This is a genomic window from Flavobacterium inviolabile (genome assembly GCF_013389455.1).
Taxonomy (GTDB): Bacteria; Bacteroidota; Bacteroidia; order Flavobacteriales; family Flavobacteriaceae; genus Flavobacterium; species Flavobacterium inviolabile.
Window position 1 is genome coordinate 1,050,718 of sequence record NZ_CP058278.1, and the last position, 12,881, is coordinate 1,063,598.

At 39.4% G+C, this 12,881-nt stretch carries 10 protein-coding genes; 5 read left to right on the plus strand and 5 right to left on the minus strand.

From position 1 onward, the window contains the following. Positions 1-25 precede the first annotated feature (25 nt). Positions 26-2,728 (minus strand): zinc-dependent metalloprotease, encoded by a 2,703-nt coding sequence (locus HW120_RS04720; protein WP_177731337.1) that lies wholly within the window; start codon positions 2,726-2,728, stop codon positions 26-28. A gap of 428 nt (positions 2,729-3,156) precedes the next feature. On the opposite strand from HW120_RS04720, the gene HW120_RS04725 reads away from it, so the two are divergent. From HW120_RS04725 to HW120_RS04740, 4 genes are all read left to right on the plus strand, one after another. Next, positions 3,157-6,024, plus strand: a complete 2,868-nt coding sequence (locus HW120_RS04725) for a T9SS-dependent choice-of-anchor J family protein (protein ID WP_177731339.1) — start codon at positions 3,157-3,159, stop codon at positions 6,022-6,024. Between the two features lie 190 nt (positions 6,025-6,214). Then, a complete protein-coding gene (locus HW120_RS04730; protein WP_177731341.1) occupies positions 6,215-8,293 on the plus strand; it encodes a T9SS type A sorting domain-containing protein in 2,079 nt (692 codons plus the stop codon). A gap of 99 nt (positions 8,294-8,392) precedes the next feature. After that, the gene (locus HW120_RS04735) at positions 8,393-9,325 is read left to right on the plus strand and encodes a bifunctional riboflavin kinase/FAD synthetase (protein WP_177731343.1); all 933 of its coding nucleotides are present in this window, start codon (positions 8,393-8,395) and stop codon (positions 9,323-9,325) included. 157 nt (positions 9,326-9,482) lie between these two features. Further along, positions 9,483-9,935 carry a hypothetical protein gene (locus HW120_RS04740; RefSeq protein WP_177731345.1) on the plus strand — a complete coding sequence of 151 codons (453 nt, stop codon included), beginning with the start codon at positions 9,483-9,485 and terminating at the stop codon, positions 9,933-9,935. Here HW120_RS04740 and HW120_RS04745 read toward each other — a convergent pair. Next, a complete protein-coding gene (locus HW120_RS04745) occupies positions 9,929-10,690 on the minus strand; it encodes a UDP-2,3-diacylglucosamine diphosphatase (protein ID WP_177736187.1) in 762 nt (253 codons plus the stop codon). The genes HW120_RS04740 and HW120_RS04745 overlap by 7 nt on opposite strands. Before the next feature lie 11 nt (positions 10,691-10,701). Beyond that, positions 10,702-11,154, minus strand: a complete 453-nt coding sequence (locus tag HW120_RS04750) for a 6-pyruvoyl trahydropterin synthase family protein (protein WP_177731347.1) — start codon at positions 11,152-11,154, stop codon at positions 10,702-10,704. 91 nt (positions 11,155-11,245) lie between these two features. On the opposite strand from HW120_RS04750, the gene HW120_RS04755 reads away from it, so the two are divergent. Beyond that, on the plus strand, positions 11,246-11,869 hold the full coding sequence (locus HW120_RS04755) for a 2OG-Fe(II) oxygenase (protein ID WP_177731349.1): 624 nt from the start codon (positions 11,246-11,248) through the stop codon (positions 11,867-11,869). Positions 11,870-11,904: 35 nt separating this feature from the next. Here HW120_RS04755 and HW120_RS04760 read toward each other — a convergent pair whose 3' ends face one another. Both HW120_RS04760 and HW120_RS04765 read right to left on the minus strand, forming a co-directional pair. After that, positions 11,905-12,075 (minus strand): hypothetical protein, encoded by a 171-nt coding sequence (locus HW120_RS04760; protein ID WP_177731351.1) that lies wholly within the window; start codon positions 12,073-12,075, stop codon positions 11,905-11,907. Between the two features lie 3 nt (positions 12,076-12,078). Beyond that, complete coding sequence (locus HW120_RS04765) at positions 12,079-12,849, minus strand: enoyl-CoA hydratase/isomerase family protein (protein WP_177731353.1); 771 nt, start codon at positions 12,847-12,849, stop codon at positions 12,079-12,081. Positions 12,850-12,881 lie beyond the last annotated feature (32 nt).

Sequence of the window (12,881 nt, forward strand, 5' to 3'; positions counted from 1 at the left end):
TTGTTATAAAAGTATTTTGTTTTGATTATTCAACAACAATCTTTCTTACTTCTTTTCGCTCTCCGTCAAGAACGGAAACGATATAGATACCAGATTGTACCTGGTTTAATTGGATGTCCTGATTGAATAATCCTGAGTTTTGGTATGATTTGTTGAAAATCTCTCTTCCTCTGATATCGTGTAAAACAACTTTGATATCGTTGTTAGAGTTAGAGTTGAATTCAATTTTGAAATTACCATTGTTAGGGTTTGGATAGATATTGAAATCCTGTAATCCGAAACTTTCACTTCCCAGAGTTTCTGTTCTGGAACAAATGTTTACACCAAAGCTGTTTAAAGTACCGTTATTTGCGGCAGCAACGTCAGCGATAACCAATCTCCAGTTTCCTGCAGAACTCTGTCCGTTAAATACGTCTAATGAGTTTAATGGCTTGTAAGTGTTGTTTGCTCCGATTCCTGCACAGGCAAGCGCAACTCCTGCATCATCAAAAGTAGTAACCATGTTGCTTGTTGTAAGGGCAGAACATCCTTGTTGGTAAACAATACGGATTTCTCCTACTGTAGTTGCTCCCGGTTTTAATAAACCAATGTATAGATCATTGATTTTTGTATGTGAAATATTAACCGCAAGGTTTAAATCAGATATTGTTACGTTGTCCGGAACATTTACCTGTCCTAATATTTGCCATGCAATTGGATTTTGTGCAGCAATTGTAGTGTTAGGATTAGCAGTGTATGTGTTACAAGTTGTAGAAATAGTATATCCTATTGCGATATTTTTTGATAAAGCATAGAAGATATTTCCAACTGCTTCTACCATAACTCTACATTTAGGAGAGGCAACGTTTGGTACAGTGATTACTTGTGAACCATCGTTTGGAGTGTTCGCTACCAAAGTAGTGAAGGTTGCTCCGTCGTCAGTAGATAATAAGATGTTTACGTTAGCGGTATTGATACCGTTTGCAGTTGTTCCTGCTACATCCCAGGTAACAGTTTGTGAAGAACCTTGTGTCCATGAAACATCAGCAGTACTTGGAGACGTGATTCTGAATGGTCCTGTATTAGCAAATGTAACAACCATGTTGTCACGGTTTGTCTGACCTCCGTTTGGTGTTTTGTTGTCTCTAACGGTTAGCGCAAAGTTCATTGTTCTTGCAGCATTAGGAACTACTTCCCATGTTGGTACAAGGTTTCCGGCTAAAACATCCTGGAATCTTGGCATATAACGGTTAGGATTCGAAGATGGAGGGAATGATCTGAAGTTAGGTCCGGTTGTAGCAGTAGCTACAGGAGGCTGTGTAGATATTTGTGTATCTGTTTGCTCCCAGCAGTAAGTAAGTGATTCTCCTGCAGTATCAGTAGCGCTTCCTTTAAGGATAAAAGCAGTTCCGTAAGGAATCGTGTAATCAGCTCCGGCATTTACAACCGGTGCTGCATTTCCGTTATTGGTTGTTACGGCACAGCTACCTGCTCCGTTAACGAAAGTTTGCATTTGTGCAATACTTACAGCGTGGAAATGTGAATCAGAATTGTTTTGTACGTCTACACCAGGGCAGATACCTGCATAACCCATAATCGTGTTACCACTTCCTGGTTCTACAGCTGTAGCGTTGCTACGTGTACTTGTTGTACAGTTTCCTCCAATACCGTTGAAAGTGTGTGTGGCACCAAATTGGTGTCCCATTTCGTGAGCTACATAGTCAATATCGTATGGATCTCCAACCGGAGCTGGTGAACCCGTGATTCCTCTTGCTTTGTTGTTTGTACATGGAGAGTTTAGCTGAGCCAGACCTCCACCACCTGTACTAACGGTGTGTCCGATATCGTAATTGGAAAGACCGATGTTTGCATCGATAACGGTTTGACTTTCGTTAATAAGCGTATTGGCGTTGTCGTTAGTGAAGTTATCAGAATCGATAAAGATGATAAGGTCGTTATTAGCTACTAAATTCATGTGCATAGCCATGTCTCTTTCGTATAATCCGTTAACACGGTTCATGGTAACGTTCATTGCTGCTAAAACGGCTGCTTTTTTCTGAGCAAGAGTTCCGGTGCTAAGACCAGCTGCATTTACGTGGTAAGCGGCATACTCGATTGTACAGGCCATAGCCAAACGGAAAACACGGTATTTCCCGTCACTTGCCAATGCAAGAGAAGCATCCTGAATCATTTTTCCGGAAACTTGTTCGTGATCGTCTTCAATCATACAGCTGAAAGTGCGGTTGGTAGTCAATCCGTCTCTCGAGTAAACAATATAATTGTTTAAGTCTTTTGTATAGGTATCAATATAGCTTGTTCCTGTTTTTGCAGACAATGTCATTGTGTGTAATCCGAATAGGGTTACTGTGAAATTGATTGTAGCAGTAGGATCTTCAATTCCTTTTCCGATATAGGATTTGATACCTGGGTATTTAGCTGCTAATGCAGCATCCATTACAGGGGATTCGAAAATACGATAGCTGTCTAAATTTCCTTGTGGGTTAGGAAAGGAAATAACTACATTGGAATTGCCATTGGAGTTGTCTCTAAGCGGTGCTGTTTGTAATTTTGTTTTTAAAGCAGCAAGATCAAGTGAAAATAATTCAAATTTTTGAGGCTGGGAAGCGCGTTCCGTTTTCTCATACATTCGAATTTTGTCCTCGCTAACTTTACTCCATAATGAACTTTGTGCATAGCCGGAAGCAAAAATACAAAAGGCCGATACAACAAAAAGTAATTGTCTTTTCATTAGTTAAGGGTTTAAGTTATTAATTAGTTGGCCGTGAATATACTAATAATAAATTATATGTTTATTTTTTTAACAAAAATCGCCGTTGTTTTTTGTGGGAACCGGTATGTTTGATGCGCTGAATAATTGGGTTAAATGAAGTTAAAATTTAAAATATTCCTACAATATGTTTTAAAATACAGCTAGTGATGCTTTATTGCGGAGATAATTTTTTATTTGAATTTTTTAATACTTTGTTGTTTAATTGTGTTTATTTTTTAACAAATAATATATGTTTTTGGTTTTAAATTATGTTTTTAGGTGTGAATAATTTATTAATGTATTCTCTCGTGAGCTGCTGAAAAATAAGGGGTTGGTGTTAAATTTAGGTAAACTTTTGATAAAAGATTTATATTTACCGAGATTAAAATTTAAACAACTAACAAATTATGAAAAAAACTACATTGCAGATTTTTGCATTAATCGCAGTTGGAATGTTTTCCAATGCAGCGATGGCGCAGAATCCTACAAGAAAAGTTACTCATTTTGGTAAGGTGATTGAACTCCCAACGCAAGCACTAACGCCAAGTGGTCATATCAGATGTATGACGGATGAGAATGAGGCTTATTTGCGAGCGGAAAACCCAAAAAGAGCTACAAATGAGCAATTTGAAACATGGCTGGCTCCAAAGATCGCTCAGATAAAAGCAGATCGTGCTGCCGGGAAAAATGTTCAGCAAGTGTATAACATTCCTGTTGTAATTCACATTATCCACAATGGAGATGCGATTGGTACCGGTGAGAATATTACCGATGCTCAGGCACGTTCCCAGATCAATGTGATGAATCAGGATTACAGAAAAATGGTTGGAACTCCGGGAGGAGCAAACTCAACCGGTTTGGCTGTAGATATTGAAATTAACTTCTGTCTGGCTCAGACAGATCCTTCCGGAAACTTAACGACAGGTATCATCAGACATAATATTGCGCCTTACAGCAATAATATTACCAATGGTGCCGGTGGTCCTGACTGGGAAACCAGAGCAGATGTTGAGACGATGAAAGCAGCGACAATCTGGGATCCGAATCAATATTTGAATATGTGGACAATTCGTCCGGGTGGTAATCCTTTAAATCATCCAACAGCACCTGGATTAGACGGGTTGTTAGGTTATGCTCAGTTTCCTTCAAACTCTAACTTAGGAGGTCTGAATGTAAATGGTGGTGCAGCAAATACTGATGGTGTTGTTGCAGGTTACGATGCATTTGGAACAATTGCTGAAAATGATGGTACATTCATGATGAATGGAACGTATAATTTAGGAAGAACCATGACACACGAAGTAGGTCACTGGTTAGGTTTACGTCACATTTGGGGAGATAGCTCCAGTTGTACTGTTGATGCAACAGACAGTTTTAATGACTATTGCTTGGATACTCCTGCAGCTGCGGCAGCAAACTATACTTGTGCTACCGTTAACTCTTGCCCGTTGTCTCCAGGAAACGATATGATCCAGAATTATATGGATTATACAAACGATGCGTGTATGGACACATTTACACAAAATCAAAAAGACCGTATCGTTGCGGTTATGCAGAACTCACCAAGAAGAAACTCATTAAATGCTTCAACGAAGTGTCAGACCCCTACACCAATTATCCGTTTTGATAATTCTACAGGTTCTGTAAATGAAGGTACAAACTGTAGTTATACAGAAGTTAATTTCCCGGTTTCTATCGGAAAAGCGCCTTCTGCTAATGCAGTTGTTACTTTTAATGTGGCTGCTGGCGGAACAGCAACTCAGGGAGTAGATTACCAAATCATGACACCAACAGTAACTTTTGCTGCCGGTGCGGTAACTTCTCAGAACTTAACAGTTCGTGTGTTTAATGACGGTTTAGTAGAAGCTAATGAAACGTTCACAGTGAACATGACATTAAATGCTAATGGTGGTGATGCTACCTTAAATACAGCTGCAAGCTCAATTGTTGTTACAATTATCGACAATGATGCTGCTCCTTCAGCTTCGCAAACAACTGTTTTATTAACGGAAGATTTCGAAGATGCAACAGGATGGACTATCCTTGATGGTGACGGTGATGGTAAAAACTGGGGATTAATTTCTGGTTTATCAGGAGCTCCATGGACAGGTATTTCAGGTGCGTTTGCTTATTCTGCAACAGATAACCTTATTTTAACCGGTGGAGTAGGATCTAATCCTAACGCTGATAACTATATGATCAGCCCGCAATTCACAATTCCTGCAGGTGCTACTGCAGCAAGTGTTTCATACGCAATTGGAGGTTATAGCAGAACAGCTAACCCTACAGGTTATAAAGAACATTATTATGTGTACTTTACAACAAATAAAGCTACAGCTGCAGCAATTCAGGCTGGTGCAGTTTTAGAAAATAACAGAGAAATTCCGGCGAGAGCTGCAGAAATGAGAACGCATAACCTTACGGCTTATGCAGGTCAGACAGGTTATTTGGTTTTCAGACACTTCCACAATCCAAATGGAAATGGAATGTTGATGCTGGATACAGTTGATGTTACTTCAACCGTTTCTACTGCTGTTCAAACAGCTGTTAACACTTCTACTGCTTACCAGGCAAGTGTTCCTACAAGCGGTGTAACGTATGCTAAAGATGCTACTACCGGTAAAGTAATGGCAAGTATTACAAGTGATGCATTCAACTATGGATGTACTTCAGTGGCTGTTTCCAGAGATCAGGCAACTGCAGGTGCTGCTGCTGTAGCCTATAACGGAAATAATACTCCTAGCAGATTAGTTATGGCGAAATCATTTACAATTACGCCTGCAACTAACAATACTTCTGGAAACGTTACGTTGAAATTCTACTTCACAGAAGCGGAAATCGCTGCATGGGAAGCTGCAACCGGAAATTCAAGAAATGCTCTTAAAGTTATCAAACAGGGAGCTACTACAGCAAATACAGCTACTTTAGGTGCTTTCGGACCTAACGTTACTTTAGAAACTGTTGTGAATACAGGTATGAATGGTGTTTATTTCTTCGGAACAGATGCCAGCTTAAGTGCTTCAAGCTTTGAGATAATCAACTCTGTAAGCGTTTATCCTAACCCGGCAAATGACTTCCTGAATATTAACATTCCTGGAGATTTGTCAAGAACAGATTATATTATCTATAACAGCTTAGGACAAACAGTTCTTGCTAAAAATAATGTTTCTCAGGTTGACTTAGTTGTAAACACGTCAGCTTTTGCAAAAGGAGTATACTTTATTAAAATCAATAAAGACGGTTCTTCTAAAACATTAGGATTTATTAAAAACTAATATATTTTTTAATAGCTGAAAAAGGGGATTACCATTTGGTAATCCCCTTTTGTTTTTAAATAAATTATTGCTGTGTTTTTAAAACAATAATGGCTTAAAATGTGTATTTTTTGAAAAAAGTTATGGTTTTTGTATGAAAAAATAAAATATTCAATAGATTTGTAGGTTACTAATTTTTTAACCAATGATTATGAAGAAAAATACTTTATTGGGTTTACTGGGTGTAGCGGCATTGACGGGACTAACTCCAATGGCTACGTTTGCCCAAAAAACACCCAACCAAAAAGGAGCGATGGTTTTTGGAAAAGCAGTACATGCTTCTTCGGTAAATCCTAAAACAGGACATATCAGATGTGCTACAACTGAATATGAAGAATACCTGCGTGCTCAAAACCCAAAAAGAGCAACTACTGCCCAGTTTGAGGCATGGTTGGCACCATTAGTGGAGCAGGCTAAAAATAATAAATCGGAAGCAGGCGGGGTAATCACTATCCCTGTAGTAGTACACGTAATTCATAACGGTCAGGCTTTAGGTGCTGCTCCGAATATTACAGATGCACAGGTAATGTCGCAAATCACGGTATTGAACAATGACTACAGAAGATTAGCGGGAACTCCTGGATTCAACACGAATCCTGTTGGAGCAGATACGATGATCCAGTTTGCTTTGGCAAAACAGGATCCGAACGGAAACCCTACTAACGGTATTGATCGTGTGAATTTATGTCAGTCTTCCTGGTCAACAACCGAGATTGATAATTATGTAAAACCAAATACGATCTGGAATCCGACACAATACCTGAACATGTGGTCTGTTAATTTTACAGACGATACGCTTTTAGGATATGCTCAATTTCCATCCAACTCCACTTTAGGAGGATTATCTCCTGACGAAGGTCCGGCGAATACAGACGGTGTTGTTTCGAACTTCTCTACTTTCGGAAGCTCGGATTATACAGACGGAACATTTATGTTAGCTGCTCCTTATGATAAAGGAAGAACCATGACACACGAAGTGGGACACTGGTTAGGATTACGTCATATCTGGGGTGATAACTCCAGCTGTACGGTAAATATCGCAGATAGCTTTAACGATTACTGTCCGGATACTCCGGCGGCTTCAGAGGAAAACTACGAATGCCCTACAGGAACAGATTCTTGTCCTTCAAGCCCGGGATTAGATATGATCCAGAACTATATGGATTATACAGATGATACCTGTATGAATATCTTTACAGCTAATCAGAAAACAAGAATTGCAACTGTAATGAACAATGCGCTTAGAAGAGTTGAATTGAAAACATCTACTAAAGACCAGCCGATTGCGCTTTTTGCAAATGATGCCGAAATTAAAATCGATACGGATTGTACAGCTGTTTTAGGAGCAGCATGCGGAGCAGGTGGTCAGGCAGTGAAAAAAGTAATTGTTTATAACAGAGGTACCAGTACGCTTACGTCTGTAGGATTAAACTACAATGTTAACGGTGGTGCAAACACACCATATACATGGACCGGATCATTAGCATCTAATGCTTATGCGGTAATCAGCTTACCGGTTGCGGCTACAGCAAGCGGAACGTTCAATGTAGCAGTTACAACGGCTAACGGTGTAGCAGATCAAAGAGCGACAAATAATACCGCTTCCGGTACTATTGCTGCTTCATTACCGGCAAACTTTGAAACCAATCAGGTAGTATTCAGATTGCAACGTGATCGTTATGGTGCTGAAACAACCTGGAACCTTAAAAACAGTGCCGGAACGATCCTGTATCAGGGAAGTGGTTATTCGAATACCAGTCCGAGCATGCCGGCTTTGTTAACACAAAACTGGACATTGGCAAGTAACGATTGTTATACATTCACAATTTTAGATGCAGAAGGAGATGGAATCTGCTGCGATTACGGAAGCGGATTCTATGATATCAAAACACCAACAGGAACTGTAATTGTTTCCGGAGGACAATTTGGTGATTCAGAATCAAAAGCATTCAGAATAAACGCATTAGGAACAACTGAATTTAACGCGTTAGGAGCGATAACAGTTTATCCGAACCCTACTAAAGATATTTTAAACATTATGATCCCGCAAGGTTTAGACCTTCCGGAAAGTTATGTTGTTTATAATAGTTTAGGTCAGACAATTGTAGCTAAAAATAAAGTTACTACTGCTGATTTAAGTGTTAATACAGCCGACTTGAGTAATGGTGTTTACTTTATCAAAATAAACAAAGACGGTAACACTAAAACGATCAAATTCGTTAAAAACTAAATTAACCGTATCTTTATAGTACAAAGAGGATTGTTTTATTACAATCCTCTTTTTTTATATAAATAGGATAGCTTAAATTTGCGAATCAAAATTTGCCAATTGAAAATATTTTCATCAATACAGGAATTTCATTCGGAATCGAAAACAGTTGTTACTTTAGGAACCTTTGATGGTGTACATTTGGGACACAGAAGTATATTGGAAAAAGTAATCACAAGCAGTAAGACGCTGCATGCAGAAAGTCTGTTGCTTACTTTCTTTCCGCATCCGAGAATGGTCCTGCAGCAGGATTCGGATATAAAACTATTGAATACTATAGACGAAAAATCCTATCTTCTGAAAGAATTCGGAATCGATAACCTGATTATTCACCCGTTTGATCAGACCTTTTCCCGACTGACAGCCGAAGAATTTGTAAAAAATATCCTGGTAGATAAATTCAATATCGGCAAAATTATAATCGGATACGATCACCGTTTCGGAAGGAACAGAACGGCAACTATTGAGGACCTAATCCGTTTCGGACAGGAATACGGTTTTGAAGTAGAGCAAATCTCGGCTCAGGAAATCGATGATGTTTCGATTAGCTCTACCAAAATCAGAAATGCCCTGGATGAAGGCAATGTAGCCCTGGCAAATTCCTATCTGGGTTATGATTACTTCTTTACCGGAACCGTAGTAAAAGGAAACCAGTTGGGACGAACAATAGGCTTTCCAACCGCCAATATGCAGATTGCAGAAGAGTACAAGCTTATCCCGAAAAGAGGGGTTTATATCGTATCTTCAGAAATCGACGGTGTGCCGGTTAACGGCATGATGAATATCGGGATAAGACCTACTGTTGATGGTGAAAACCTGACCATTGAGGTTAACTTCCTGAATTTCGACGGAGATCTTTACGGTAAAAAACTACGAATTGCCATTCATGAAAAAATCAGGGAAGAACAGAAGTTTCCATCTCTGGATGCGCTCAAAGAACAACTGGCTCTGGATAAACAGACCGCTTCTGCCTATTTTGCAAACCAGCAATAAGCCATAACAGGTGTTTTTTTGACTTTAACGATTATTCCGCTCAATTGACTTTCGGAACCTTATTTTTTTGTAAATTTGATTAAATGCCTGATAGTAAGTTTCTTAAAACTTCTCGTCAGAAACATAAAATCTTGTTTAACTGTTAAAATGTAAGATTATGTTCAAGTCAAGAGAATTTAAAAACGGGATGGTTATTTTTATCGGTATTGCCTTGTATTTCCTTGTAATGGAACTGCTGGGGCTGACGGATAAATTGTATTTGCGGTTATTCAACGCGGTAATTGTTCTTTATGGTGCCAACAGGACGATAAAAGAGAACTTTAGAGACGGGAATGCCGAATATCTGAATAATATACTGTCGAGCTTTAAAACCTGCGTTATCGGGATTTTAATAAGCGTTGTGGCACTTATTGTTTATATTCATATAAGAGGAGGTGAACCGTATCTGAGCAGACTTTCCGATGGCTTTATATTTACCGGAGGCAGACCAAAAGTAAATGAATATTGTATCGGATTGCTTTTTGAAGGTATTGCTTCGTCTGTAGTTGGCTGTATTCTTTTAATGCAGTACTGGCACGGAAAGGTCTTAAAGCCGAAACCACATCATTGATCGGTATGTTTTTTTAACTCAAAAGCCGCACCGTCAAAAACACCATAGGTGAAATAACTTATCCAGTCGCCAAGATTGATATAAGTAGCTTTTTCGGAAAGTGTAATTTCGAGAGGAAGATGTCTGTGCCCGAAAACAAAGAAATCATACTGTTTGGACTTCAGCTTTTGCTTGGAGTACTGTACAAGCCACTCATTTTCTTCTCCTAAATATTTTACGTCTTCAGCACCGGAAATCAGCTTGTTTTTTACGGAAAGATATTGTGCCAGCCGAACCCCTAAATCCGGGTGAAGCCATCGGAACAACCATTTCGAAAAAGGATTGGTAAACACCTTTTTCATTCTTTTATAACCTTTGTCGCCGGGACCAAGTCCGTCGCCATGGCCAATCAGGAACAATTTGTCGTTAAAAACAAACTCCTGCGGTGTGTGATATACCGGGATATTCAATTCTTTTTCAAAATAATCATACATCCATAAATCGTGATTACCCACAAAGAAATAAATGTGGATGCCGCTGTCTCTCAGTTCCGCCAGTTTGCCTAAAACCCGGATAAAACCTTTTGGAACAACGGTTTTGTATTCAAACCAGAAATCGAATAAATCTCCCAGAAGGAACAGTACTTCCGCATCTTTTTTAATCAGATCCAGCCAGGCCACAAACTTTTGCTCCCGCGGAAAACTCTTTTCCGGGGTTGGAGCGCCAAAATGCTGGTCGGATGCAAAATATATTTTCTTGTTATGCGGAATGTTCATCATCATCAATATTACAGATTATCGGATTGGTACCATTCAGCAAAGGAGGTTTCCGTTTCCTGTAATTTTAAAGAATGCAAGTGGATTCCGTGTGGTAAGCGGTTTTTAATTTTTGCGGCAAAATCGGTAACCATGTTTTCACTTGTTGGCTGGTATTCCACCAATATAACATGATGACCGCGGTTTTTAAGCTCATTCGCCAGCTCTAGATGCGGCGTGTTCTGGTTGAAAACCGTGGCATGGTCAAAAACATCAACAATTTCTTCTTTTACAATTTTCTTCAAGTCACCGAAATCGATAACCATACCGTATTTCACATTTGTATTGTCTGTAATAGGCCTTCCGATTACTGTTACCGATAATTTATAACTGTGACCGTGAACGTTTTTACATTTTCCGTCATATCCGTATAGGGCATGTCCGGTTTCAAAAGTGAATTGTTTGGTGATTCTGATGTTACTCATTCTGTAGAAATTAGACTGCAAATTTAGTAAATAAAATAAAGCGATCGGATTTCCGTTTTGTCATATCTTTACACATCCATTATAAATAAGTATGAGTGATTTTCAATTGAATCCAATATACGAGCAGATCATAGACGATTTGCTGCAGCAGCAATACAGCATCGCTGATGATTTTTTTTCTGATAATGAAGTAATTGCCCTTCGGGAAAGTTTGTTGCAGAAATATGAAGAAGACAACTTTAAAAAATCCGCTATCGGAAACCTCAGCAATGAAAAAATTATAGATGCCGTTCGTGGCGATTTTATTCTCTGGCTGAATGAAGAAGAAAGCAATGCAGCAGAAAAAGCATTTTTCAATAAAATAAACGATTTCGTACAATACCTGAACAGAACCTGTTTTATGGGGATTCAGAACCAGGAGTTTCATTATGCCCTGTATCCGGAAGGGACTTTTTATAAAAGGCATCTGGATACGTTCCAGAGCGACAGCAGAAGAAAGCTGTCGATGGTGTGTTACCTGAACGAGCAAAACTGGCAGCCCGATTATGGTGGTGAACTGGCTATTTATAAAGATAATAATGGGCTGGAAGTCACCGAAAATATTTATCCCGTTAAAGGAAGAATGGTTATTTTTGAAAGTCAGCTGCTGGAACACGAAGTGAAACCGGTCAAACAACCCCGGCTGAGTATTACCGGCTGGTTAAAAACCCGGTAAAAAAACAAAAGCTGTTCTAATGAACAGCTTTTTTGTTATTCCCTGTTTCGTTTCCGGGCTCTGTGGTACATCAAATAGGCTATGATAACCAGCACGACAAAAGGCAGTAAGGAACCGATAAAGACTCCGATCTCATAGTTGTTATCGGGAGCATTTTTTATTTTCTCTTCAATAGTAGCGTGCTGAAACAGGAGTATATTTTTCATGGTTTATTTCTTTTTAAACTGATTTAATGCCTTTACGGTAAAATCGGATAGTACCAGTTTTCCGGAAATACCGGCTCTTTCATACAGCAGGCTGTCCCAGTTTTCGGTTCCTTCCCATAATACATTTTTCATTTCGGCTAAAGCCTCCGGATTGTAGCTGGCCAGTTTGGACGTGAAAAGCTCCAGTTCTTTATCGAGTTCCGGTACATTTTCCAATACTTTGGCATATAGACCTTTTTCCTGCGCCCAATAAGCATTTTTCCATTCATGTGCGGCCAGTGTCATTTCGGCTAAAGCCGCTTTGCCAATTTTTCGGGAAACTGCCGGTTCAATCACAAACGGTCCGATGCCGATAGCCAATTCCGATAGTTTGATGGCACTTTGTTCGGTTGCAAGGGCATAGTCGCAGGCTGCAGCCAGGCCAACGCCGCCGCCAACAGCTTTTCCGTGGATCCTTCCCACAATCAGTTTGGAACATTTACGCATCGCATTGATCACATTGGCAAATCCGGAAAAGAATTTTGCGCCTTCTTCCAGATTCGAAACCGCTAATAATTCGTCAAAAGATGCTCCGGCACAAAAAGCACCGTCGCCTTCACTCTTTAAAACAATCACTGAAACATCCGGATTGCCGCTCAGCTTATGCAATTCGTCCGTTAAGCGTTGTAATAATTCACCGGGGAAAGAATTACTGGCCGGATGGCCAAATTCTACAAAGGCAATTTTGTTGTCAATTCGGGTATATAAGGAACCGTTTATTCTGTCAGTAGTCATTCGTAAAATATTTTGCCTTAAAAATACAATTT